At 46.2% G+C, this 26,212-nt stretch carries 23 protein-coding genes; 5 read left to right on the forward strand and 18 right to left on the reverse strand.

Annotation, left to right across the window (positions count from 1 at the left end; genetic code table 11):
- The gene (pomA, locus tag AK966_RS06310; RefSeq protein WP_099080895.1) at window positions 1-762 is read right to left on the reverse strand and encodes a flagellar motor protein PomA; all 762 of its coding nucleotides are present in this window, start codon (window positions 760-762) and stop codon (window positions 1-3) included.
- Between the two features lie 265 nt (window positions 763-1,027).
- On the opposite strand from pomA, the gene xseB reads away from it, so the two are divergent.
- From xseB to dxs, 3 genes are read left to right on the forward strand one after another with little or no spacing between them, the layout of a single operon-like run.
- Window positions 1,028-1,273: an exodeoxyribonuclease VII small subunit gene (xseB, locus tag AK966_RS06315; protein ID WP_099080894.1), complete on the forward strand. Its 246-nt coding sequence runs from the start codon at window positions 1,028-1,030 to the stop codon at window positions 1,271-1,273.
- An 18-nt stretch (window positions 1,274-1,291) separates the two neighbouring features.
- On the forward strand, window positions 1,292-2,176 hold the full coding sequence (ispA, locus tag AK966_RS06320) for a (2E,6E)-farnesyl diphosphate synthase (RefSeq protein WP_099080893.1): 885 nt from the start codon (window positions 1,292-1,294) through the stop codon (window positions 2,174-2,176).
- A 20-nt stretch (window positions 2,177-2,196) separates the two neighbouring features.
- A complete protein-coding gene (dxs, locus tag AK966_RS06325) occupies window positions 2,197-4,062 on the forward strand; it encodes a 1-deoxy-D-xylulose-5-phosphate synthase (protein ID WP_099080892.1) in 1,866 nt (621 codons plus the stop codon).
- A gap of 92 nt (window positions 4,063-4,154) precedes the next feature.
- Here the strand turns inward: dxs and pgpA are convergent, their stop codons facing one another.
- The 14 genes from pgpA to AK966_RS06395 form a co-directional block, all read right to left on the reverse strand.
- A complete protein-coding gene (gene pgpA, locus AK966_RS06330; RefSeq protein WP_099080891.1) occupies window positions 4,155-4,658 on the reverse strand; it encodes a phosphatidylglycerophosphatase A in 504 nt (167 codons plus the stop codon).
- A gap of 46 nt (window positions 4,659-4,704) precedes the next feature.
- Window positions 4,705-5,670, reverse strand: coding sequence for a thiamine-phosphate kinase (gene thiL / locus AK966_RS06335; RefSeq protein WP_099080890.1), 966 nt, complete (start codon window positions 5,668-5,670; stop codon window positions 4,705-4,707).
- A gap of 63 nt (window positions 5,671-5,733) precedes the next feature.
- Window positions 5,734-6,201, reverse strand: a complete 468-nt coding sequence (gene nusB / locus AK966_RS06340) for a transcription antitermination factor NusB (RefSeq protein ID WP_099080889.1) — start codon at window positions 6,199-6,201, stop codon at window positions 5,734-5,736.
- On the reverse strand, window positions 6,201-6,671 hold the full coding sequence (gene ribE, locus AK966_RS06345) for a 6,7-dimethyl-8-ribityllumazine synthase (protein WP_099080888.1): 471 nt from the start codon (window positions 6,669-6,671) through the stop codon (window positions 6,201-6,203). The genes nusB and ribE overlap by 1 nt, the downstream gene beginning before the upstream one ends.
- A gap of 171 nt (window positions 6,672-6,842) precedes the next feature.
- Entirely contained in the window at window positions 6,843-7,952 is a 1,110-nt protein-coding gene (gene ribBA, locus AK966_RS06350; protein ID WP_099080887.1) for a bifunctional 3,4-dihydroxy-2-butanone-4-phosphate synthase/GTP cyclohydrolase II, read from the reverse strand.
- Between the two features lie 160 nt (window positions 7,953-8,112).
- A complete protein-coding gene (locus AK966_RS06355; protein ID WP_099080886.1) occupies window positions 8,113-8,766 on the reverse strand; it encodes a riboflavin synthase in 654 nt (217 codons plus the stop codon).
- On the reverse strand, window positions 8,751-9,896 hold the full coding sequence (gene ribD, locus AK966_RS06360; RefSeq protein ID WP_119463738.1) for a bifunctional diaminohydroxyphosphoribosylaminopyrimidine deaminase/5-amino-6-(5-phosphoribosylamino)uracil reductase RibD: 1,146 nt from the start codon (window positions 9,894-9,896) through the stop codon (window positions 8,751-8,753). The genes AK966_RS06355 and ribD overlap by 16 nt, the downstream gene beginning before the upstream one ends.
- Before the next feature lie 7 nt (window positions 9,897-9,903).
- The gene (gene nrdR / locus AK966_RS06365) at window positions 9,904-10,353 is read right to left on the reverse strand and encodes a transcriptional regulator NrdR (protein ID WP_099080884.1); all 450 of its coding nucleotides are present in this window, start codon (window positions 10,351-10,353) and stop codon (window positions 9,904-9,906) included.
- 117 nt (window positions 10,354-10,470) lie between these two features.
- Window positions 10,471-11,721, reverse strand: coding sequence for a glutamate-5-semialdehyde dehydrogenase (locus AK966_RS06370; RefSeq protein ID WP_099081099.1), 1,251 nt, complete (start codon window positions 11,719-11,721; stop codon window positions 10,471-10,473).
- A 17-nt stretch (window positions 11,722-11,738) separates the two neighbouring features.
- A complete protein-coding gene (proB, locus tag AK966_RS06375) occupies window positions 11,739-12,878 on the reverse strand; it encodes a glutamate 5-kinase (protein WP_099081100.1) in 1,140 nt (379 codons plus the stop codon).
- Window positions 12,879-13,000: 122 nt separating this feature from the next.
- Complete coding sequence (gene crl, locus AK966_RS06380; protein ID WP_099081101.1) at window positions 13,001-13,390, reverse strand: sigma factor-binding protein Crl; 390 nt, start codon at window positions 13,388-13,390, stop codon at window positions 13,001-13,003.
- A 110-nt stretch (window positions 13,391-13,500) separates the two neighbouring features.
- Window positions 13,501-14,748: an esterase FrsA gene (gene frsA / locus AK966_RS06385; protein ID WP_099081102.1), complete on the reverse strand. Its 1,248-nt coding sequence runs from the start codon at window positions 14,746-14,748 to the stop codon at window positions 13,501-13,503.
- A 91-nt stretch (window positions 14,749-14,839) separates the two neighbouring features.
- Entirely contained in the window at window positions 14,840-15,304 is a 465-nt protein-coding gene (tet(34), locus tag AK966_RS06390) for an oxytetracycline resistance phosphoribosyltransferase domain-containing protein Tet(34) (RefSeq protein WP_005447605.1), read from the reverse strand.
- Window positions 15,305-15,770: 466 nt separating this feature from the next.
- Window positions 15,771-17,060 (reverse strand): NCS2 family permease, encoded by a 1,290-nt coding sequence (locus AK966_RS06395; RefSeq protein ID WP_099081103.1) that lies wholly within the window; start codon window positions 17,058-17,060, stop codon window positions 15,771-15,773.
- A gap of 1,025 nt (window positions 17,061-18,085) precedes the next feature.
- On the opposite strand from AK966_RS06395, the gene AK966_RS06400 reads away from it, so the two are divergent.
- Window positions 18,086-19,558 (forward strand): aminoacyl-histidine dipeptidase, encoded by a 1,473-nt coding sequence (locus tag AK966_RS06400; RefSeq protein ID WP_119463739.1) that lies wholly within the window; start codon window positions 18,086-18,088, stop codon window positions 19,556-19,558.
- An 88-nt stretch (window positions 19,559-19,646) separates the two neighbouring features.
- On the opposite strand, the gene AK966_RS06405 is transcribed toward AK966_RS06400, so the two are convergent.
- Window positions 19,647-20,186 carry a DUF3332 domain-containing protein gene (locus AK966_RS06405; protein ID WP_099081105.1) on the reverse strand — a complete coding sequence of 180 codons (540 nt, stop codon included), beginning with the start codon at window positions 20,184-20,186 and terminating at the stop codon, window positions 19,647-19,649.
- A 327-nt stretch (window positions 20,187-20,513) separates the two neighbouring features.
- On the opposite strand from AK966_RS06405, the gene AK966_RS06410 reads away from it, so the two are divergent.
- Entirely contained in the window at window positions 20,514-21,584 is a 1,071-nt protein-coding gene (locus AK966_RS06410; protein ID WP_119463740.1) for a succinylglutamate desuccinylase/aspartoacylase family protein, read from the forward strand.
- Window positions 21,585-21,636: 52 nt separating this feature from the next.
- Here the strand turns inward: AK966_RS06410 and AK966_RS06415 are convergent, their stop codons facing one another.
- Window positions 21,637-21,936, reverse strand: a complete 300-nt coding sequence (locus tag AK966_RS06415; RefSeq protein WP_099081107.1) for a DUF3622 domain-containing protein — start codon at window positions 21,934-21,936, stop codon at window positions 21,637-21,639.
- Between the two features lie 226 nt (window positions 21,937-22,162).
- Window positions 22,163-26,056, reverse strand: a complete 3,894-nt coding sequence (gene purL, locus AK966_RS06420; protein WP_119463741.1) for a phosphoribosylformylglycinamidine synthase — start codon at window positions 26,054-26,056, stop codon at window positions 22,163-22,165.
- Window positions 26,057-26,212: the final 156 nt, after the last annotated feature.

The raw sequence follows: 26,212 nt of genomic DNA on the forward strand, positions 1-26,212 counted from the left end.
TTAATCGTCAATCTCAAGAACGCGCTTACCCTCGTTGAGGTAGTTCTTGAGGTAACTGTCGATAACTCGTGGGTTCTGACCATCTTGAATGGCAAGTACACCATCCATAATCAAACGACGATTGAGTGTTTCTTGATCACGACGTAGAGAAAGCTTGTCTGCAATGGGGAAAAACACCATGTTGGAAAGTACCGCGCCATAGAGCGTGGTCAATAGAGCAACCGCCATTGCCGGACCGATCGCTTTAGGATCATCCATGTTCGAAAGCATGGCTACCAGACCAACCAATGTACCAATCATCCCCATCGCGGGTGCAACCTCGCCAAACGCACGGAACACTCCCGTACCTTGTGTATGACGCTCATCCGTTAGGGCGATGTCTTTTTGCAGTGCGGCACGTACGACGTCCGCATCATGGCCATCAACCAATAAATCGATGCCCTTTTGCATAAAGCTGTTGTTGATTTCCATTTCTTCTAGCGCAAGAAACCCACCTTTGCGCGCGGCGTCAGCCATTTCAACGATCTTAGCAATTAAATCTTCTGACTCATCCGCTTTAAACATGAATGCTTTACCCGCAATTTTGGTCGCACCGAAGAACTGCCCCATGGTGAACTTCATCAATACAACAAATGCAGAACCACCAACGACGATTAGGATTGAAGTGACGTCGACGAACATACCGATGCTGCCACCAAGCACCATCGCCATAATGACGAATGCAAAACCACCGATCAAACCTATTAGGGTTGCTAAATCCACAAAGCACTCCTCACGCTAAATTCAAATATTGCCAAGTCAGGCGAATTATTACTTGTATCGACAGCGAGAGCAGAATTTTTAGAGAAATCTTGGTTAATAAGTCACAAAAAGATCGTTATCTCCCTAATTAGATAATGGGCATCGCCTATTCTGCCTGGTCGAAAGCCAAATTTGTGACAATTATATGAGGTTAAATTTGACCAAGTTAGTAGGCTAAGGTAACTTTCGTGGATTCGATTAGAGGCTTGATTAAGGCAAATAAAAGATGGCGGTCAAAAAACCAGAAAATATGACCTTCGAAGCAACCATTGAAGAGCTGGATAGCTTGGTTGATCAATTAGAAAACGGCGATCTTGCCCTAGATGATGCCCTACGCAAATTTGAACGTGGCATTGCGTTGGCTCGTGCTGGCCAAACCAAACTGAGTGACGCAGAATATCGCGTTAGTATTCTTCTTAGTGAAGATGATGAAGCACCGCTGAGTGACTTCACCCCTGAGTCAGAATCATAATCAGTAGTGAGCAATGTAATGCAAGAGACATTGACGTCTTATCAACAAAGAAATAACCAGCAACTGAATCTGTGGCTTGAGCAACTGCCTCACCAGGAACAGCCATTGATCCAAGCAATGAAATATGGCCTATTACTTGGCGGTAAACGGGTTCGCCCATTCCTTGTTTACATCACAGGTCAAATGCTTGGTTGCGCACCAGAAGATCTCGATACCCCAGCCTCTGCTATCGAGTGTGTCCACGCCTACTCGCTCATCCATGACGATTTACCTGCAATGGATGACGATGAGCTGCGCCGTGGCCAACCAACTTGCCATATTAAGTTTGATGAAGCGACGGCCATTTTGACCGGTGATGCACTGCAAACCCTCGCGTTCACCATCATCGCTGAAGGCGCACTGAACCTAAATGCGGAGAAGTACCGTATCAAGATGGTACAAACCTTAGCGCAAGCGTCTGGGGCGAGCGGTATGTGTGTCGGTCAAGCGTTGGATCTTGCTGCTGAAAATCGTCGAGTCTCTCTCACAGAATTAGAAAAAATCCATCGCAATAAAACCGGTGCCCTGATTAACTGTGCGATTAAACTTGGCGCGTTAGCCGCTGGTGAAAAAGGCCTAGAAGTCTTGCCACAGCTAGAACGCTACTCGCAAGCGATCGGTCTGGCGTTTCAAGTTCAAGACGATATTCTTGATATTATCAGTGACACTGAAACACTGGGTAAGCCTCAAGGCTCAGACCAAGATCTGAATAAGAGCACTTATCCATCTTTATTGGGTTTGGAGGGAGCAATGGAGAAAGCTCACACTCTACTACAGGAAGCGCTTCAAGCATTGGAAGCGATCCCATACAATACTCAGTTACTCGAAGAGTTCGCCCGATATGTCATCGAGCGCAAGAACTAACTCTATAAGCGCGCATTTATATGACTCTTGATATTTCAAAGTACCCAACACTGGCGTTAGCAAATACACCGGAAGACCTGCGTCTTCTTCCGAAAGAAACATTGCCTACTTTGTGTGATGAACTGCGTACGTATCTGCTAAATTCAGTGAGCCAATCAAGCGGACACCTAGCGTCTGGCTTAGGCACCGTAGAACTCACTGTGGCTCTACACTATGTATACAACACACCTGTTGATCAGTTGATCTGGGATGTGGGTCATCAAGCATACCCACATAAGATCCTGACTGGTCGTCGTGACCAAATGCCAACTATCCGTCAAAAGGATGGCCTACACCCATTCCCGTGGCGCGAAGAGAGTGAATACGACACCCTATCCGTTGGACATTCATCGACTTCGATCAGTGCCGGGCTTGGCATGGCCATAAGTGCCCAGAAAGAGGGCCAAGGTCGCAAAGTAGTCAGTGTGATTGGTGATGGTGCCATCACGGCAGGCATGGCATTTGAAGCGATGAACCACGCTGGTGACGTGCACACTGACATGCTGGTTATTCTCAATGACAACGAGATGTCGATTTCAGAAAACGTCGGCGCACTAAATAACCATTTAGCCAAAGTCCTTTCAGGCAGCCTATACACCTCTATCCGTGAAGGCGGTAAAAAAGTGCTTTCTGGTGTGCCACCAATCAAAGAGTTGGTTCGTCGCACGGAAGAACACCTAAAAGGCATGGTAGTTCCGGGCACGCTATTTGAAGAGCTCGGCTTCAACTACATTGGTCCTGTGGACGGTCACGATGTCAATGAACTGGTCAAAACCCTCAAGAACATGCGTGAGCTGAAAGGCCCTCAGTTCCTGCACATCATGACCAAGAAAGGCAAAGGTTACGAACCTGCAGAGAAAGACCCTATCGGCTACCACGGAGTTCCAAAGTTCGACCCATCACACAACAGTTTGCCAAAGAGCAATGGTGGTAAGCCTAGTTTCTCTAAGATCTTTGGTGACTTCCTTTGCGATATGGCCGCGCAAGATCCTAAACTGATGGCAATTACGCCAGCAATGCGTGAAGGCTCTGGCATGGTGCGTTTCTCGAAAGAGTACCCAAACCAATACTTCGATGTTGCGATTGCAGAGCAACACGCAGTGACGCTTGCAACCGGTATGGCGATAGCTGGCGATCACCCGATCGTTGCGATTTACTCAACCTTCTTGCAGCGTGGTTACGATCAGTTGATCCATGATGTTGCGATCATGGATTTACCCGTGATGTTCGCTATCGACCGTGCTGGTTTGGTTGGCGCAGATGGTCAAACTCACCAAGGCGCGTTCGATCTTAGCTTTATGCGTTGTATCCCAAACATGGTGATTATGGCGCCAAGCGATGAAAATGAATGTCGTCAAATGCTGTACACCGGTCATAAGCACACGGGCCCAAGTGCGGTTCGATATCCACGTGGCAGCGGCATAGGTACAGAAATCAAACAAGACTTCACAGCGCTTGAGATTGGTAAAGGCCGTGTCGTTCGTAAAGGTGAGACAGTCGCAATTCTAAGCTTCGGTACCTTCCTCGGTAATGCACTCGAAGCAGCGGAAAACCTAAATGCAACTGTGGCTGACATGCGCTTCGTGAAGCCTTTGGATGAGGAGCTGATTCGTCAACTTGCCTCTGAGCACGATGTTCTTGTGACACTAGAAGAGAACGCAATTGCAGGTGGCGCAGGTGCGGGTGTCATTGAGTTTTTGATGCAAGAGAAGATCATTAAGCCAGTGCTAAATCTTGGCTTGCCAGATCGCTTCATTCCTCAAGGTACACAAGACGAGTTGCATGAAGAGCTTGGCTTAGATGCGAAAGGCATCGAACAGTCGATCAACGACTATCTAGCGAAATAAGCGAACACAAAAAACGCAGCAAAATAAACACAAAAGGGATGTCGCTGCATCCCTTTGGTTTATCTGTTGATTTTAGAGCTTGAGGGTAGGTATTACATCCAACCTGCGTATTTTGCGATGAAGAAAAGCGCGATGCCCGCCATGCCTCCTGCAACGATATCATCGATCATAATACCCAAGCCGCCGTGGACACGTTTATCTAACCAACCGATCGGCCACGGCTTTACCATGTCGAAGAATCGGAACAAGACGAAGCCCGTTAATAGCCACTTCCACTCGGTCACTGGAATATTCAATGCAGGCATTAGGCTCATGGTGATCCAAAAACCGGCGAACTCATCCCACACAATTGAGCCGTGGTCATGAACGCCCATATCATCTGATGTCACTTGGCAAATCTTAATGCCAATCACACAAGAGAAAAGTACGACAATCACATAAAGCGGGAAAGGCAGTTGTGCCAGAAGGAGAAACAATGGCACCGCCGCAAGCGTCCCCATTGTTCCAGGAATCACTGGTGATAAGCCGCTGCCAAAGCCCGTCGCCAAAAGGTGCCACGGATTCTTTAATGAAATCAGAGAAAGAGGGTTGGTCATTTCCTTAAACCTTTACTGCTAGTTTGGTTTCAATCTTAAGTTCAGATCACTTGAAGTGATCAAAACCACTAAGATCCCAATCAAGAGGCTGATTATTATCATGTAACTCAAACGTTCCCATCGGTCGAATTTGACCAATACACGTCACTTTACATCCTATGTGTGCCAATGCACTCGGTAGTGAGCCTCGGTTCTGCTCTGGCACAGTAAAGCACAATTCGTACTCTTCGCCACTAGATAAAGCATACTGCTGCGCGCTGATCTTATCATCTAAAAACTGAACCAACTCTGAGGATATGGGTAGTAGGGAGGCATCCAAACTGACGCCAACTTCAGATCGCTTAAGAATGTGTTTAATGTCAGAAATCAAACCATCGGAAATATCAATCGCTGAAGACGCCAATCCCACTAAGGCTTGCCCTGCCAATACACGCGGTGTACTGAGATAATGAGCTTTCTCAAGCTCTGCCGCAGCGACTCGAGAACGTAAAGATTCATCTAGGATAACATCCAAGCCCGCTTTCGCATCACCAAGGTTGCCCGTCACGTAAACCCAGTCTCCTACTTTCGCTCCAGATCGAGTTAATGCTTTCCCTTCAGGGACGAAGCCTTGCACTGTCAACGTTAAACTCAATGGACCTTTGGTGGTATCGCCACCGATAAGCTGAATGCCAAAGTAATCCGCCAACTCAAAAAACGCATCACAGAAAGGGGCCAACCACGTCTCATCCGGCTCTGGCATCGTCAATGCGAAGCTTACCCAGGCTGGCGTTGCGCCCATCGCGGCAAGATCACTGATATTTGAAGCAAGGGCTTTATGTGCTACCCAGGCAGGATTCGCATCAGCAAGAAAGTGAGTACCGGCGACAAGTGTATCGGTACTGATAGCAATCTGAACATTCGCGGGGGCTTGAACTAGCGCGCAATCATCACCAGCCGCTAGGTGTACATCTTTGCGTTGGTTTTGACGACCAACGAAATACTTTTCGATTAGACTAAATTCACCAGACATCTTTTATTTATCTTTTAATACAAAAAAGGTCAGCATCTGCTGACCTTTTTATTTAAGAAATTATTATTTCTTACGTACGTGTGGTGCGGCCTTATCTAGCACACCATTCACAAATTTGTGGCTGTCTTCTGCTGCGAACACTTTTGCAAGTTCAATCGCTTCATTGATAACCACTTTGTAAGGAACATCTTCGCGACGAGTCATCTCGTACATAGCTAGGCGAAGAAGAGCAAGTTCCATCATGTCTAAATCCTGCATTGGACGAGACACGTATGGACGGATTTTGCTATCTAGCTCTGAGTGGCTAAGTACAACACCGCTTAGTAGTTCACGGAAGTAAGCTACGTCAGTTTCTGGAGCAGCTAGTGCAGGCTCAGAGGCATGAAGTTCTTCTTCATCGTATTTGTCGCCAGACAAAAACTGTTCTTCAATCGTGGCAACATTCTCTTTAGTAATTTGCCATGAATAGATCGCCTGTAGAGCGAATTGACGTGCGTTACGACGTGCGGCTGGTTTCACACTGGCCCCCATTAGGAATCAATTTCAGATAGTACGTTAATCATTTCAAGTGCGCTTAGTGCAGCCTCTGCACCTTTATTACCAGCCTTGGTTCCCGCGCGTTCAATCGCTTGATCAATAGTATCAACTGTCAATACACCAAATGCCACTGGAAGACTATATTCCATAGACACTTGTGCAAGACCTTTGTTACATTCACTACAAACATAGTCAAAGTGTGGTGTACCGCCACGGATTACTGTACCTAGAGATACGATAGCATCGTATTTGCCTGTTTTAGCAACACGCTGAGCTACCAAAGGCAGTTCTACCGCTCCTGGGCAACGAACAACAGTAATGTTGTCTTCGCTTACTTGTCCATGACGCTTTAGTGTATCGATCGCACCAGAAAGTAAGCTTTCGTTAATAAAACTATTAAAACGCGAAATAACGATAGCAATTTTTGCATTTGGCGCTGGGAAGCCACCCTCGATCACTTTCATAAGCTTTCCTTTAACTCTATTTATAAGTGAAAATTGTTCATCAAGTGAGAATCGACGGATTCTAGCACAAGTCTGTGAGCAATATCTAATGGAAATTGGAGGCGAGCCACAAGTTACTAGCCGTAAGCAAACTAAGCTCACTCACGGCTAAGGCTCTATTGTGGAGTGTTGTTACTCGCAAACGTATTCAACCACGTTCAGGCCAAAGCCACCTAACGCGTGGTATTTTTTGTTGGTCGACGACAACAAACGCATATCATGTACCCCCAAATCTGCAAGGATCTGTGAACCAACACCGACACGACGTGACGTGCCCTGTCTTTTCGCCAACGTTGGTGCTTCGCCTTTATCTTGTGCTTGAAACATTTTTACACGGTGGATGAGAAGATCGGTCGATTCTTCATGACCAAGCACTACGAGCACGCCGCCTTCTTCACCAATGCGTTTCATCGCTTTGTCTAGCGTCCAGCTGCGCTCTGCGTTACGATCACTGCGCAGTAAATCCGTAAACACATCCTGCAGGTGCACTCGCACCAATGGCGCTTCACCTTGCAACTCCCCCTTGCACAGCGCGTAATGCACTTGGTTATCAATCGTGTCTTTGTAGGTCACTAGCGTGAATTCACCGAACTCGGTTGGCAGTTTACATTCAGCAACACGCTCAATGGTGGTTTCTGTGTTGTTGCGGTACTCGATCAGATCCGCAATGGTACCAAGCTTCAGGCCATGTTTTTCAGCAAACACTTCAAGATCGGGACGACGTGCCATGGTGCCGTCGTCATTAAGGATCTCAACAATAACTGATGCAGGCTCTAAACCAGCAAGGCGAGCTAAATCACACCCCGCTTCGGTGTGACCTGCGCGAGTCAGAACGCCGCCATCTTGCGCAGCAAGAGGAAAGATGTGACCAGGTTGAACCAAATCCGCCGCTTTCGCATTTGATGCCACTGCGGCTTGGACCGTACGTGCACGGTCTGCTGCAGAAATCCCGGTCGTCACCCCTTCTGCCGCTTCAATTGATACGGTGAAGTTAGTTGTGTACTGAGCGTTGTTGTCCTGCACCATTGGCGGCAAGCCTAAACTCTCACAACGTGTTTTTGTCATGGTGAGACAGATCAAGCCACGGCCATAAGTCGCCATAAAATTAATCGCTTCCGGCGTGATATGCTCGGCAGCCATGATCAAATCACCTTCGTTCTCACGGTCTTCATCATCCATTAGAATGACCATTTTACCCGCGCGAATTTCATCGATAATTTCTTGTGGTGTGCTGATTGGCATAGCCTGTTTCCCCGTTATTCAGAATTTATTTTTGTAGCAGCAATGCGCTTGACATGTTGCTGTGAGTCCATACTTATGGCTACAGTAAGCTCCGAGTTTGAACGGCCGTTCTGTTAAGTCAATTAACCTAATGGCGTTCTGTGACTATGGTCAGCTAAGATTATGCAAAACCATTTTGCTGCAAGAATTCCATTGTGATGCGTGATTCTTGCGGTTCTTCTCGTTGCACTTGCAGCAAGCGCTCCATATAACGAGCTAACACATCGACTTCCAAATTGACTTTGCGACCAACTTGAAATTGATCAATCGTTGTTTCTTCACTGGTGTGGGGAACGATCGTCAACTTAAAAGCATGCTTACGTAAATCATTCACCGTCAGACTGATACCATCGACGGTAATCGAGCCTTTTTCTGCTACGTACTTAGTGATTTCAGCCGGCATCGCGACCCAAAACTCTATCGCACGTCCCACTTGGTTGCGCTCTACGATTTCACCCACGCCATCGATGTGGCCAGAAACGATGTGACCACCAAAACGCGTTGTAGGTAGCATCGCTTTTTCTAAGTTCACTTTGTCGCCAACTTGGTAAGCGGCAAAGCCTGTTTTGTTAAGTGTTTCCAGTGACAAATCGGCACTGTAGTAGTTGCTACCGAAGTCTACGACCGTCAAGCACACACCGTTGGTAGCAATACTGTCGCCTAACTTAACGTCAGACATATCCAACTTGCCGACTTCTACCGTTACGGTCATGTCTTCGCCTTTTGGCATGATTGCAGTGAGTTTGCCAACTGCTTCTATTATTCCTGTAAACATATTGCTTCTTTCTTCGCTGTCGTGATCGTTGCGGTGAGGCGAATGTCCACCCCCACCATACGAACGTCGGTAATATTAAGATCGATAACCTGCGCCATCTCAGTTAAACCTAAAGCACCGATAAGCCCACGCCCATCGCTACCCATCAATTTAGGTGCAAGATAAACTATGAGCTCATCAACAAGGTTCGCTCTGATTAGCGAACTCGCAAGTGTCGCCCCGGCCTCCACCCATAAGTGATTGATATGATATTTACTCGCGACCGCTTTGAGTGTCGCAGCAAGGTCAATTCGACCAGCTTCATCCAGTTGAGGGGAAAAGTCGCCATCTGGGCTGACAACAATCCGCTCACCATTGGTGTTAAATAACTTTAGGTCATCACTCAGTTGAGATTGGCGATCCAAAATCACACGTGGCGGCTGACGCACATCATCTTTGGGATAGAGCGTTTGTACACTTTTAGGCAAATCATCCCAACGTACATTCAGTGACGCATTGTCATCAATCACCGTTTTACTGGTCGAGAGAATGCCACCACTCTGTGCGCGATAACGCTGCACATCTTGACGAGCCTTTGGGGAGGTGATCCATTGACTCTGGCCATTACTGAGTGCACTTTGCCCATCTAAACTGGCTGCCATTTTCAACTGTATGAAAGGCATGCCAGTTTTCATAAATTTGATAAAACCTTGATTAAGTGCGATGGCATCGCTTTCCAATAGCCCCACTTGAACCTCAATACCAGCATCACGAAGCATTTGAATACCACGCCCAGCCACTTTCGGGTTAGGGTCTTGCATTGCGCAAATCACTTTCGCCACGTTGGCGTTAATCAGCCCTTCTGCACAAGGTGGTGTTCGTCCATAATGAGAGCAAGGCTCAAGCGTCACATAAGCGGTGGCACCTTCAGCATTACGCCCAGCCATGCGTAATGCATGCACTTCTGCATGAGGCTCTCCCGCACGATGGTGGTAGCCTTCCCCTATAATCTCGCCATTGCGCACAATAACGCAACCTACATTTGGATTAGGTGCCGTTGTGTATATGCCGCGTTTGGCGAGTTTTAGTGCACGCGACATCATGTTGAAATCTTGAGAAGTAAATTCTGAGGAAGGCAAGTATTGCGTCATGATTTAATCAGTCTTCGAGGCGAGCAATTTCTTCACCGAACTCTCGGATATCTTCGAAACTGCGATAAACCGAGGCAAAACGGATGTAAGCGACTTTATCCAACTCTTTGAGTTGATCCATCACTAAATTACCAATCATTTCACTCGGAACTTCGCGCTCACCAGTGGCACGCAACTGCGATTTAATCATGCTAATGGCTAGCTCTATCGCATCCGCACTCACTGGACGTTTTTCTAAAGCTCGTTGAATGCCGCCTACCATTTTGTCTTCATCAAACGGTTCACGGTTTCCATTCGACTTAATCACTTTTGGCATCACCAATTCCGCGGTTTCAAACGTAGTAAAACGTTCATTACATGCCAAACACTGACGACGGCGGCGCACCTGGTGGCCGTCCGCAACTAAGCGGGAATCAATTACTTTTGTATCGTTCTCAGAACAAAAAGGACAATGCATATCACCTCCAAATAAAGTGCTTTCAAGTTCGTCCTAAAAGCAAGACTAGTGTAGCGGAATTGCCATGTTAGAGAAAACAAAAAGGGGCATTACTGCCCCTTTTTCAATCAATATCAGTTAACTACGTACAAGGTAGTTCGCTTTACCTACCCATTTGTAACTGGTTAGCTCTTCTAAACCCATCGGCCCACGCGCGTGCAGTTTCTGAGTGGATACTGCCACTTCTGCACCTAAACCGAATTGTGCTCCATCAGTAAAGCGCGTCGCCGCGTTTACGTATACTGCAGCAGAGCCCACTGAGTTAATAAACCATTCAGCATTTTCCAGGCTATTGGTCATGATTGCATCGGAATGGCTCGCATTGTGAACACGCATATGGTCAATCGCTTCTTTCACGTCAGCAACCACTTTTACGCCAAGCGTGTAACTTAACCATTCCGTATCAAAATCACCTTCACCGGCATCGCGAATGTGTTTCGCTTGTGCCATTAGTGCTTTTGCTTTTGGCTCTGCAACGAACGTCACTTTGTCGTTCATGCGATCAACAATCATTGATAAGAATTGCGCTGCTACCTTCTCGTGTACTAACAGTGTATCTAATGAGTTACATGCCGATGGGCGTTGAACTTTTGAGTTCTCAACCACGTTTAGCGATTTTTCTAGTTCCGCTGATTCATCGACGAAAATATGACTGATACCAAAACCGCCAATGATGACTGGAATCGTGCTGTTCTCTTTACACATTTTGTGTAGACCAGCGCCACCACGTGGAATGATCATATCGACGTAATCATCCAGTTTAAGCAATTGAGAAACCAACTCACGGTCAGGCTTTTCAATATACTGAACAGATGCCGCAGGCAAGTTCGCTTTCGCTAGCGCCAATTGGATAACTTTCACCAACTCCATGTTCGAGAAGAAGGTCTCTTTACCACCACGTAGAATACTAGCGTTACCCGTTTTCAGACACAGTGCCGCAATATCGATAGTTACGTTTGGCCGCGCTTCGTAAATCACACCCACGACACCAAGAGGAACGCGACGACGAGACAGTGACATGCCGTTTTCTAGTACTTTACTGTCAATTTCGCTACCGACTGGGTCATTTAGGCTGATAACGTTACGAACGTCATTTGCTATGCCAATTAGGCGCTCTTCATTCAGTAGGAGACGATCAAGCAGCGCGTCTGTTAGACCTGCTTCACGGCCCAGTTCGATGTCTTTTGCGTTGGCAGCCAAAATTGTTGCAGCATTTGCTTCTAGCTCATCCGCGATGATGGCTAGCGCTTGGTTCTTCTGTGCAGTTGACGCCGTCGCTAGCTCGAAAGCTGCATCTTTGGCAGCTTTCCCCATATTCGTTAAATCCACTTTGCTTCCCTCAAATTCTATTCTTGAATAACAACAAGATCATCGCGATGAATCACTTCCGAGCCGTAGTCATGCCCCAAAATAGAGATGATATCTTTACTGTGCTTACCGGCAATTTTCGCTAAGTCTTCACTTGAGTAAGCGCTGATACCACGGGCAACTAACTTACCGTGCGAGTTGGTGACACGTGCGACTTCACCACGCGCGAAATCACCACTAACTTTGATCACACCTTTCGCTAACAAACTACTGCCCGTGCCTACCACCGCATTAACTGCACCGTCATCGATCACGATGTCACCACTAGCGGCAGGACCCGCAAGGATCCAACGCTTACGGTTTTCTAGTGCTTCTGAGCAAGGTAGGAAACGGGTGCCTTGTGGCTCTGGGCTCAACGAATCAAAAATCACGTTTGGCGCACTACCTGCAGCAATAATTACCTCAATACCGGCTCGGCGAGCAATGTCTGCGGCTTGGAGTTTGGTTGCCATACCGCCAGTACCGAGCATTGTTCCGCTGCCACCTGCAATTTTACGTAAAGTATCATCGATGGTTTTCACCTCTTTGATCAGCTCTGCATTTGGGTCTTTACGCGGGTCTGCGGTAAACAAGCCTTTTTGGTCAGTGAGGAGTAATAATTTATCTGCACCACACAAAATCCCCACCAAAGCAGACAAGTTATCGTTGTCACCCACTTTGATTTCGTTCGTTGCTACTGCGTCGTTTTCGTTAACGATAGGAATAATGTCGTTTGCTACCAGTGCGTTAATAGTGTCACGCGCGTTAAGGAAGCGCTCACGATCATCTAAATCTGCGCGAGTCAGCAGCATTTGACCAATTTTAATACCGTAAATGCCAAACAGTGACTCCCATGTTTGAATCAAGCGGCTCTGACCCACAGCAGCAAGCAACTGTTTGCTCGCCATCGCATTGGGCAGCGCGGGGTATCCAAGATGCTCTCGGCCTGCTGCAATTGCACCAGACGAAACCATTACGACTGAATGGCCTTGTTTTTTTAGCTCCGCACATTGACGAGCCAGCTCTACCATGTGAGCACGGTCTAACGCCAAAGTACCGCCTGTCAGCACACTTGTTCCCAGTTTCACAACGACGGTCTGTGGTTGTGAAACAACTGCATTCTGTTGATTCGTTGTCATGATGTCTTCTGAAATGAAAAACAAATAAAGAGTGGATGTTTTAGCAATCAAATGGGGATTTAACAAGCAGAAAAGGTGCGAAAACGCACCTTTTTGTCTTAGGGAAGAGTAAATCAGTCAAATTAGGCAAAGTCAAACGACTCGGTGTGATATTCCACTTCCAATTTGAAATATTCACTCATTGTCTCTACAAGCTTTTTGTGAAAGATGTTTTGAGTTAAGTACACTTCTTCAACGACTTTTTTGGGTAATGACTCTGATTCCCACTCGCCTTCTTGATTATACTTGCCGATATGGTACTTAGCCGTAAAGCCACTTTCGATGGACTCCAAATCCATCCACCAGCCCCAAAACTCACGTTGTTCAGGTGACTTTTTGTCGTCTACACAGACTGATAGGCAATCAAAATAATACCTCCCTTCCTGTGATTGTGGTTCGCGTAGGTAAGGCCCTACCGCCTTTAACTTTGACATCAAGCGAAAATGGGTCGGGCTTTGACTCGTCTCTGACATAAGAATCTCCGTTTCTATAGTGAGGATATCTACTACCCAGTAAATTATTTAATTGTAATGAGCATGTTTTTTGCTCAACTGCATTACTCTTCACTAAATTAGGCTCTTTGTCATCTCAATAGTTCATCTTCTAACCACTTTATGGCTAAATCGAGGGATTGCTCATATCCTTTTGTAATTGTTTTGGAACTGATTTTCTTCGCCTGACCATACTGGCTAAACAGTGCCACCAACTGATTATCACTGTGAGGAGAAATCGGGTCGCCCTCTAAACTCAAGGCAAGGATTGGTACTTTGGTTCTACGGCTGCTCAAAAAACCCTGCACTTTCAATGACCACGCCATCATTTGTCCGGCCATGCTGTTGATATCGACCGCACTCTTTCCTAAACGTGAAGCTAGTAAGTCTAAATACATCTTGGGCATCTGCTGCAACTTCTTCGGCGAAGTAAACAAATCATGGACAGGCGCCCCTAACGACACGCAAGCTTTGATCTTCTCTTGTTCGATAAAAGAAAGACGGATCATGGCGTTACCACCAAAGCGGAAACCAACCAAACCCACTTTATGATGATCAACCCAGGGAACAGAATAGAGTTCGTTAAGTACGGCCTGATGCACACAACTTGAGTCTTCGGTCAATGGGCAGTGTGAGCTATGACCTACCGAAGGCATATCCACGGTCAACATGGCAATGCCTTTTGGCGCTAAGTGATCACGGAAAAGTCGCCACATGTCGGTTTGCAAGCTATCTAAACCCGCACTCACCATCACCACTGGCAATTGCTTATCGGTACGTGGCAGATGCAAGTTCGCAATGATCTTATGCTTTTGATAAGGCACTTCAATCTGCTTAATCGTGTATTGCGTCTTTTCAGAGGCTTCCGAATAGGCTTTGTTCGCTAGCACTTGAGCCTGTAGCGCTAAGTTGTCATTTTTTAGGTGAGGATAACCTGCAATGCTAAAACACAGCGATGCCGAAAACAACTCATCAGCCGCTTCCTCACCACTGAGATCTTTTGCACGTCGTTGATGCTCCATACCTAATTTTATCCACTCAAATGTCCAGTTACCGCTGTGATACCCCATCACCGTATCTAGCCATCTATCTTGAGTGCGAGAGTGAGGAGAAGAAGCAATTTTTGATAAAACGCCTTCTATCTCTATGGGAGATACCCCCTGCCAAGCCCACTGTAAACGTCTCAGGTGGCGATACCAGGCACTATCATCACTCCCTTCTCGTTCATCAAGAATCTTTTGGCTGGTCGGCATGTACTGAGTAAGTGCGGACGTTTCTTTCGCCTGTTTATGATTGGCAAACAAAGCTTCGGAAAGGTTTTTACTGACGTCTTCTGACATAGGAAGAACTCTAGGCTGTTAGCAATAGCTTTAATAATAATAAAAAAAATGCCCCTATAAAGGGGCATTTCTCAAGATTCTTCGTATCCAATTACTTTTGCTTGCGGTTTACCGGCTCAGCGTACTGGATAGACATATCCCATGGCTGTTCAATCCAAGTATCTTGAGCGATATCGACTACATAGTCATCAAGCAGTTCTTTTCCAGACGGTTTCGCACATACCGCGATAAGTTTTGCTTTCGGGTACATTTCACGTAGTTTACGCGCTGTGTCGCCGCTATCTACTAGGTCTTCAATAATTAGGTAACCTTCGCCATCACCTTCCGGTGCTTTTAGCACGGTCATGTCACGTTGGTGATCGTGGTCGTAGCTTGAGATACAGATTGTATCAACGTAACGAATACCTAACTCACGAGCCAAGATTGCACCAGGAACCAAACCACCGCGGCTTACCGCCCAAATACCTTTCCATTGCTCAGCTGGCATTTGTTTCTCAGCCAGTTCACGGCAGTAAGACTGCATCGCATCCCAAGTGATAATGAATTTTTTACTCATTGTAATAACCTAATAATTTCAAAATATGCATCCCCTCTACCTAGCTTGATGTACTGAATTGGACACATCTCACTAAATTTTCCACACCAGAGGAAATGGGGGTTTCAAGCTGCGCAAACGATTATTCTACCGAAACACTTCCGTAATACCAACGCTGATATCAAAATTCTCCGCTTATTGCGCAGAAAAATCGTATTCGGTGAACAACACAAAATGAAGAAGTGAATGTATTCTACCAATCGTAGTAAATAACTGGTCATTCTAGCTTGTTATAACGCTCGATAACTTCGTTTAAAATTTTGATTGTAGAATAACTACTTATCGAAAATTTCACCTTATTTCCAAACGTTTTTTCCTACGCTAACTCTGATCACTGACTTACTGCGATGGGTATTACCGGGGAAAATCCCAAAAAAACAAAAAGCCAGTGCGAACCAACATCCACACTGGCTTTTTTCAAACCGGATTAACCTACGATGTATTTCACGATGAAGATGGCAGACATAACCCACACACTCATCGATACGTCACGGCCTTTACCACTGAACAACTTGATAGCGGCGTAAGCGATGAAGCCTAACGTGATACCTTCTGCGATAGAGAAAGTCAGAGGCATAACTAGACAGGTAACCACTACCGGAGCGGCTTCTGTTAGGTCACGCCAGTCGATACCGACAAGCCCAGAAAGCATCAGGATAGCTACGTAAAACAGCGCGCCAGATGTCGCGTAAGCTGGGATCATTCCCGCTAGTGGCGAGAACAATAGAGCAAGGAGGAACAGCACACCAACAACCACGGCTGTTAGACCCGTACGACCACCTGCTGCCACACCTGACACACTCTCAATGTAAGATGTGGTGTTTGATGTACCTAGCAACGCACCGACAGATGTCGCCGTTGAGTCAGCTAGTAGCGCTTTGTTTAGACGAGGAATGTTACCGTTTTCGTCAGTTAGTCCCGCTTTTTGAGACACACCGACTAGCGTGCCTGCCGTATCGAACAAATCCACGAATAAGAAAGCAAATACGACTGAAATCATGCCAACTTCAAATAAGCCAGAGAAGTCTAACTGCATGAACGTTGGAGCTAAACTTGGTGGTGCGGACATGACTCCGCCCCATTGCACATCACCAAAGATAAGACCTAACGCCGTTACGCCAAGAATGGCGATCATTACCGCGCCTTTTACACCACGGTGAACTAAAGCAATAGTAAGGAAAAAACTAATCGCCGCAAGCACTGATTGAAGTGACGTGATGTTGCCCATAGAAACCAGTGTCGCTGGGTTATCAACTACGATGCCTGCATTTTTAAGCGCGATAAATGCAAGAAAAAGACCGATACCAGCAGAAATACCTGTACGCAAAGAAAGAGGAATCGAATTGATGATCCATTCACGGATCTTAAACACACTCAATGCAATGAAAAGCAAACCAGAAACGAATACAGCAGCTAACGCCACTTGCCAGGTATAGCCCATACCCAACACAACAGAATAGGTGAAAAACGCATTCAAACCCATGCCCGGAGCTTGAGCAATTGGGTAATTAGCAACTAAGCCCATTATGAAACAGCCAATCGCAGCGGCAAGACACGTCGCAACAAATACAGCGCCACGATCCATACCTGCATCCGCAAGAATCGTCGGGTTTACAAAAATGATGTAAGCCATGGTAAGGAAAGTAGTAATACCTGCGATGATCTCAGTGCGCACATTGGTGCCGTTTTCACTAAGTTTAAATAGCCTTTCGAGCATGTTCGAATCCTGTAAAGATAAAAAGTAAACGGTTGCGTAATCGATTGGCTGGGATTATAAAGTTATCAAATAACAAATTCCAGATAGAATTTTCACTCTAATGCATTTTTTTCTTTGGATATGCAATTCATTCGGTAGAACCTGAAGCGCTCGTAGAGTTTATACCTTAATAAACAAACAGTAATAGACGAATACGCTATTTAAGGCGATGTGTACAAAGTGAACAATGTATTAAACTTCCAAATAAAAATACCAACTTTTCAACCTAAAACACTTAATTATTTGGCTGGTAATTGGGGTAAGCGGGGCAGTGGTAACAGAAAAGAGCTTTGGTGGTGAGAAAGTAGCCGGAAACGAAAAAAAAGATAAAAAAACGCCACTCAAAATGAGTGGCGGTGAATCATGTCAGCACTATTACTGAAAAAAAATTCCAATTTATAGGGGTGAACAAACTGTTCGAGTCACATGCGTTGGTTGCAATTAGTAACCAAAGCTTGTTGGGTATACAAAGTTACCGGTATAAACAGATTTGTTATTCCAGAACATTGCACTTGGTAAACCTTTCATAAATATCACCTTCTAAATCAATTAATACTGTCGTTGATTTCTCGGTTCCTTGGAGGCGATAAACGGACTCATCCTTTGAGCATTTCATTCTTCTTTAAAAAGCTGGTTACAAATATACCATTAAGAAATTAAATTACAACATTTATAGTGAGCTACATCACGCAAAACTCAAAAAAACACCACATTAAAAGCTTATGTGAAAGTTAATTACAAAAGAGTTGACTGTAATTTGATGGCTTTTTCAAATGATATGCACTTAACTTCACCTCCTATTAATGACTTCTTCGCCGAGAAAGGAGATACCTACGTTAGAATTCCTTTTCCTGACGACTACTCGCGATATCGTTCTGGTGGTATGCTTGATTCCAATTTAAAGCCAATACTAACTAGCATGTACTGCTAGACATAAAATATTTTTGCGACACATATTTGGCAAAACACATCAAAAGGAGTCCTCCGTGTCTGAATTCCATTCTGAGATCAGTACCTTATCACCTGCTCCACTTTGGCAGTTCTTCGATAAGATTTGTTCCATTCCTCATCCTTCAAAACATGAAGAAGCGCTCGCTCAGTACATTGTTAACTGGGCTACGGAGCAAGGTTTTGACGTACGTCGCGATCCCACTGGCAACGTGTTTATTAAAAAGCCAGCTACACCTGGCATGGAGAACAAGAAAGGTGTGGTGCTTCAAGCACACATCGATATGGTGCCACAAAAGAACGAAGACACTGATCACGACTTCACTATAGATCCTATCCAGCCATACATTGATGGCGAATGGGTAACTGCAAAAGGAACAACGCTTGGTGCTGATAACGGCATCGGTATGGCTTCTTGTCTTGCGGTTCTTGCTTCTACTGAAATCCAACATGGTCCTATCGAAGTTCTACTGACGATCGATGAAGAAGCTGGCATGACGGGCGCATTTGGGCTTGAAGCAGGCTGGTTGGAAGGCGATATCCTGCTGAACACAGACTCTGAGCAAGAAGGTGAAGTGTACATGGGGTGTGCTGGCGGTATCGACGGTGCAATGTCATTCGATATCGCTCGCGATGCCATCCCGGCAGGCTTTGTTACTCGTCAGTTAACGCTTAAAGGCCTAAAAGGTGGTCACTCTGGTTGTGACATCCACACCGGTCGCGGTAACGCAAACAAACTGATTGCTCGTTTCCTAGCGGGTCACGCGCAAGAGTTAGATCTTCGTCTAGTCGATTTCCGCGGCGGTAGTCTACGTAACGCGATCCCTCGTGAAGCATTCGTAACGGTTGCACTTCCTGCAGAAAATCAAGACAAACTCGCAGAGTTATTCAGCTACTACACTGAGCTTCTAAAAGCCGAACTTGGTAAAGTTGAAACAGGTATCGTCACTTTCAACGAAGAGTTCGCAACGGACGCACAAGCATTCACAGTCGCCGATCAACAGCGTTTTATCGCCGCACTCAATGCCTGCCCGAACGGCGTAATTCGCATGAGTGACGAGATCGAAGGCGTGGTTGAGACCTCGTTGAACGTTGGTGTTATCACAACAGCAGAGAATAAAGTGACGGTACTTTGCTTAATCCGTTCTCTGATCGATTCAGGCCGCAGCCAAGTCGAAGGCATGCTGCACTCAGTGGCAGAACTTGCTGGAGCACAAATCGAATTCTCAGGTGCATACCCTGGTTGGAAGCCGGATGCTGATTCCGAAATCATGGCAATCTTCCGTGATATGTACGAAGGCATTTACGGCCACAAACCAAACATTATGGTCATTCACGCAGGTCTTGAGTGTGGTTTATTCAAAGAACCTTACCCTAATATGGATATGGTTTCTTTCGGCCCAACCATCAAGTTCCCCCACTCTCCAGATGAAAAAGTGAAGATCGATACTGTTCAGCTGTTCTGGGATCAAATGGTTGCACTACTAGAAGCCATTCCTGAGAAAGCGTAAAGCTTAATGTCTGAGTTCACCTAGACCAATACAATAGACACAAAAAAAGGGTGCCGACGCACCCTTTTCATTATCCACAAATCGCGAATTATGCACGAGTCTGTGCGTATGCTGCCAGCTCATCCATAGAAGTTGTGGCTACCACTTCACCATCGATGTAGTAAGTAACAAATTCACCGTCGCGCACACCCATTAGGGTCGCTTTCTCGCCGTTGTTGTAAGTGATATCCATTTCAACTGTGTTTTCGTCAAGTTGCTGCATTTGGCCTTGTTCGATTACACGGTTGTTCGTTAGAGGCCCGATTGGAGCCGTCGTTAAAGACTTATCTAACTGGTGGTTTACGTCAATGTAAGTGTCCATCTTAGTATCAAAGATGTGTGGCTTACCGTTTAGTGGGTTTTTACCAGTCCAGAACTCTAGCGAGTTAAATACAATGTAGTCAGCTGCAACCGAAATACCGTAAATTGGCGCCATTAGCATGTTTAGACCACCACGAGCGTAACGGTTGTCTACTGCTTTTAGATTAAAGCCCATAACGTAGCCCGTTACTGCGTTGCTGCCTACACAGCCAGAAAGTGATACTGCTACTGCAGTCATCGCACCAATTTTAGCGATCGCCTTTTTCATCAAAGCCTCTATATAAAAACTAGGTCAAAATTTCGGCGCGAATATTAGCCGATAACGCCTAATGATAAAAGACGGATTTTCAGTAAAAAAATCGCTGTATTGTTTTTAATACTCATTTATTCATACCACGAATAATAAAGGCAAAATAAACATTACAATTAGCATGACTAATCAGGTAGTTAAATACAAAACGCAATTTAACCACAACATGTGGTGAAATTTTAACCTTATTGATTAAAGTTATTTATCGTATCCTTAAACAGAATGATTAGTGTGATTTTGAACCAGTTGTTACATTGATGCTAACTTATTTGACAGAGATGGTTTATGGCCAGAAGTAAAAAAAGCAAAGTATTTGAACTGTTAGGGCATCAAATACAACCAGGAACGCGACTAGAGACTGAGTTTGAAGCGGCGCAGCTTTACACGCACTCTCCGCTTTCTATTCCTGTGGAAATTATTCATGGTAAACAGGAAGGGCCGGTACTAATGGTAAACGCGGCAATCCATGGTGATGAGCTAAATGGCGTAGAAATCGTTCGTCAGATGATTAACCAATTAGACCCACAAAAACTGAAAGGTACCGTGATTGCTGTGCCTATCGTGAACGTATTCGGCTTTATCCATAAGTCTCGTTACCTGCCAGACCGTCGTGATTTAAACCGTTGCTTCCCTGGTAGTGAAAAAGGCGCGCTAGCATCACGTATGGCTTATGGCTTCTTTAACAACATTGTCAACCGCTGTGATTACATTCTGGATCTTCACACAGGTGCGATTCACCGCACTAACTTGCCACAGATTCGCGCTAACCTGAGCAACCCGGACACGCTTCGTATTGCAAAAGCATTTGCAACACCAGTCATTGTCGACTCCGCACTGCGTGACGGTTCTCTTCGCAGTGAAGCAGAGAAGTGTGACATCCCGGTTCTGACTTACGAAGCGGGTGAAGCATTGCGTTTTGATCCACTGTCGATCAGTGCAGGCGTATTAGGTGTGCAACGTGTAATGCAAGCGATCGGCATGCTACGCGCGAGCCGTAAGAAACTGCCAGAGCCTATTATTGCAAAATCGACGCGCTGGGTTCGTGCATCAGGCAATGGTATTCTGCGTACTGTCGTTAACTTAGGTGACAAAGTAGAAGAAGGTGAAACACTCGCCTACATCAGTTCACCACTAGGTCATGACGAGCTAGAGCTGCTAGCACCAAAAGGCGGTATTGTCATCGGTCAGCAAACGCTGCCTTTGGTTAACGAAGGAGACGCCATCTTCCATATTGCCTACTTCAAGCAAGATGATGAGATCGTGGAACAGACGGTAGAAAGCTATATTGAAGAGTTGACGGAGTTTGACGTTGACCAAGTGACTACCGGACAAATCCCACTAGACACTCAGCAATAATGAAATGCTAGATAAAACAAAGCCCTGAACTATCAGGGCTTTTTTGTAACGATTATTCGTCTTCAGCGGTGTCGCGAGCTTTACGAGCTTCTTCTTTGCGAACTTGTGCTGCAAGCTGCTCTGCTTCGCGCTCTTGGCGTTGAGCCGCTTTACGTTCATTGCGAACCACTTGGTTTTGAATGAAGCCCGCTAGCTCTTGTTCAGCCCAAGCTTGAGCCTTCGCTTCGCTGTCAAAACCAGTTTCACGTTTTGATACAACAACCTTGCGAGACGTTACTTGACGAGTGATCTCTGCGCTCCAACCGTTACGTTTTTCAGTTAGGCGGATAGCAAATTTTGGATTTTTAGACATGTATTTCATTTCCTAAGGGATTTAGGGATTAATCAGGGATTCGGTCAACTGATAACTCCATCTAAGCTGAGCTGTTTAACACCATCCCTTGGTAAGCGCGGTATTAGAGCACAATTGATTCGTCTTTGCGCGACTTTTTTAATGCTATATGTGCATTTTTCTTGGTACAAACAAAAGCGCAGACCTTTCGGATCTGCGCTTTTTTCTATTTCATGGATTAGCTGGATTAACCGATGTTCTTACGTGCGTTTTGGAACATACGCATCCAAGCACCGTTCTCGCCCCAACCTTCTGGCGACCATGAGTTAGCCACGGTGCGGAATACACGCTCAGGGTGCGGCATCATGATAGTCACGCGACCATCTTGAGTCGTTAGACCCGTAATCGCGTTTGGCGAACCATTCGGGTTGTTCGGGTATTGTTGCGTCTGGTTACCATGGTTGTCCACGTAACGAACAGCAACCGTACCAGAGGCTTCAATCGCCGCTAGGTGGTCTGCATCACGCACTTCTACACGACCTTCACCGTGTGATACGGCAATTGGCATACGAGAACCCGCCATACCATCGAAGAATACTGAGTCTGACTTCTGAACTTCTACGAGACTGAAACGTGCTTCGAAGCGCTCTGATTCGTTGCGAACAAAACGCGGCCATAGGTCAGCGCCAGGAATCAGCTCTTTTAGGTTCGATAGCATCTGACAGCCGTTACACACACCTAGAGAGAAAGTGTTGTCACGGTTGAAGAAGGTTTGGAACTGCTCACGAGCTTGCACGTTGAATAGAATAGACTTCGCCCAGCCTTCCCCTGCACCAAGTACGTCACCGTAAGAGAAGCCACCACAAGCAACTAAACCTTGGTATTCATCCAGAACGGTTTGACCCGTTAGGATGTCACTCATATGGATATCCGTTGCTTCAAAGCCAGCTCGGTCAAAGGCTGCTGCCATTTCAACGTGAGAGTTAACGCCCTGCTCACGTAGGATTGCCATCTTAGGCTTAGCACCTTTTGCAATGTATGGCGCGGCGATGTCTTCATTCACGTCAAAGCTTAACTTCACGTTCAGACCTGGGTCCGAGTTGTCTTTCTTCGCTTCAAACTCTTGGTCAGCACATGCTGGGTTGTCACGTAGACCTTGCATCTTATGTGTGGTTTCAGCCCAAATAGTACGTAGCTCAGTACGAGAACGCTCAAGCAGAACTGCATCACCCGATGTGATAACAAAATCATCGGATTCTTCTACACGACCAATCACGTGTGAACACGCTTCAAGCCCATATACCGCAAGCGTAGAGAGAACCAAATCAAGATCATCATTCTTAACTTGTACAACCGCGCCAAGTTCTTCGTTAAATAGTGCCGCTAACGTATCGTCGCCAAGATCTTGAATATTCGCTTTTACACCGCAGTGACCAGCAAACGCCATTTCTGCTAGCGTGACCAATAGGCCACCATCGCCTTTATCGTGGTAAGCCACTAGCTTGTCATCACGAACTAGCGTTTGCATCGCATCGAAGAAGCCTTTTAGTTGCTCCGCATTATCTACGTCAGCAGGCTTGTCGCCAAGTTGCTTGTAAACTTGTGCTAGTGCCGTTGCACCTAGACGGTTCTTACCGTTACCTAAATCGACAAGAACGAGAGATGAGTCGCCTTTGTCGAGACGCAGCTGAGGCGTCACTGTCTTGCGAATATCTTCCACACGACCAAATGCAGTAATAACAAGCGATAATGGCGAAATGACTTCTTTGTTCTCGCCGTTCTCCTCCCACTTTGTCTTCATCGACATTGAGTCTTTACCAACAGGGATAGTCAAACCAAGCGCAGGACACAATTCTTCACCTACCGCTTTTACCGCTTCGTATAGACCTGCATCTTCACCTGGGTGGCCGGCTGGGGACATCCAGTTAGCCGACAGTTTAATGCGTTTAATATCACCGATGTCTGTCGCTGCAATGTTAGTGAGTGATTCACCTACCGCGAGACGTGCTGACGCACCGAAGTCTAGCAGTGCCACTGGCGTGCGCTCACCCATCGACATCGCTTCGCCGTGGTAAGTGTCGTAACTTGCTGCAGTGACTGCACAGTTTGCTACTGGCACCTGCCAAGGGCCCACCATTTGGTCGCGAGCAACCAGACCCGTTACCGTGCGGTCACCGATGGTGATAAGGAATGTTTTTTCAGCCACAGTTGGAAGGCGAAGTACGCGATCTACGGCTTCATTAAGTTCGATACCGTCACGAACCATCGCTGGGCTTTCCACTTTGAGTGTTGTCGCTTCGCGGTGCATTTTTGGCGGCTTGCCAAGTAGGATATCCATTGGCATATCGATTGGCGTATTGTCGAAGTGCGAATCTTCAAGCGTTAGGTGACGCTCTTCTGTTGCTACACCCACTACTGCATACGGAGCGCGCTCTCGCTTACAAATTGCTTCAAACGCCGCCAAGTTCTCTGGTGCCACTGCAAGTACGTAACGCTCTTGAGATTCGTTACACCAGATTTCTAGAGGGCTCATGCCCGGCTCATCGTTTGGTACATCACGCAGTTGGAATTTACCACCGCGCTCACCATCATCGACAAGCTCTGGTAGTGCGTTAGAGATACCGCCCGCACCTACGTCGTGGATGAATGCGATTGGGTTCTCTTCACCAAGCTGCCAACAACGGTCAATCACTTCTTGACAACGACGTTCCATCTCTGGGTTTTCACGCTGCACTGAAGCGAAATCGAGATCTTCCGCTGATTGACCTGACGCCATTGAAGAAGCAGCACCGCCACCAAGACCGATGTTCATTGCAGGACCGCCCAGTACGATTAGGCTCGCACCGACTGGGATCTCTTTCTTCTGTACGTGCTCATCTCGGATGTTACCCATGCCACCAGCAATCATGATTGGCTTGTGGTAACCACGAACTTCTTCACCTGCGTGTGAGGTGACTTTTTCTTCGTAAGTACGGAAGTACCCCAGTAGATTTGGGCGACCAAACTCGTTGTTAAACGCCGCACCACCTAATGGACCTTCCAGCATGATGTCTAATGCATTAACGATACGACCAGGCTTACCGAAGTCGGTTTCCCATGGCTGTTCAAAGCCAGGAATGCGTAGGTTAGACGTCGTGAAACCAACCAGACCAGCTTTGGGCTTACCACCGATACCTGTCGCGCCTTCGTCACGAATCTCACCACCAGAACCAGTAGAGGCGCCTGGCCACGGAGAAATTGCGGTTGGGTGGTTGTGCGTTTCTACCTTCATCAAGATGTGTGCATCTTCGTGATGGTAGTTGTATTGACGTGTTTTTGGATCAGGGAAGAAACGACCGACTTTTGAGCCAGCCATGACCGCTGCGTTGTCTTTATAAGCGGAAAGTACGTGGTCAGGTGTCGTTTCAAAGGTATTCTTGATCATCTTAAACAGAGACTTAGGTTGGTCAACACCGTCGATCGTCCAATCTGCGTTAAAGATTTTGTGACGACAGTGCTCTGAGTTCGCCTGTGCAAACATCATCAATTCGATGTCGTTCGGGTTACGACCAAGCTTAGTAAAGCTTTCTACCAAGTAATCAATTTCATCTTCGGCTAGCGCCAAACCTAGGGAAACGTTTGCTTCTTCAAGCGCAAGACGACCGCCAGAAAGGATATCAACGTGTGCCACTGGAGCCGGCTCTGCAACCGTAAATAGTGCTGATGCTGCTTCTAGCTCAGTGAACACGACTTCCATCATACGGTCATGGATAAGCGCTTTTACATCAGCGACTTGAGCCTCAGAAAGAGAAGATGATGTTTCGACATAATACGCAGTACCGCGCTCTAGACGTTTTACGCTGTCTAGACCACAGTTAATGGCGATGTCAGTAGATTTAGAAGACCAAGGCGAAATCGTGCCCGGGCGAGGAGTAACAAGAAGTAAAAGACCTTGTGGCTCATGTTCTTCGATCGTTGGGCCGTAAGTCAGCAACTTTTCCAGTTTTTCTAAATCTTGGTCATTAAGATCAGACTTTAGATCCGCAAAGTGCATAAACTCAGCGTAAATGCCCGTTACAGGCAGATCTTGTTCACGACACAGTTCCAGTAGCTTATTAACACGAAACTCAGAAAGAGCTGGGGAGCCACGCAAAATTCTCATGTGCTTAGGTCTCTTATTGCAAGTGATTAAGGTGATATTGGAATAAATTCAGTGGGTTAAAAAACAAAACTTCGAACCTATGCCGATTTCACCTCTTCGTTGCGAGCGCATTATATAGCAATTGTTTTTGTGATGTAACACCAAAAGCAACCGTTT

The sequence above is a fragment of the Vibrio sp. PID23_8 genome (assembly GCF_003584965.1).
In the GTDB taxonomy this organism is placed as follows: Bacteria; Pseudomonadota; Gammaproteobacteria; order Enterobacterales; family Vibrionaceae; genus Vibrio.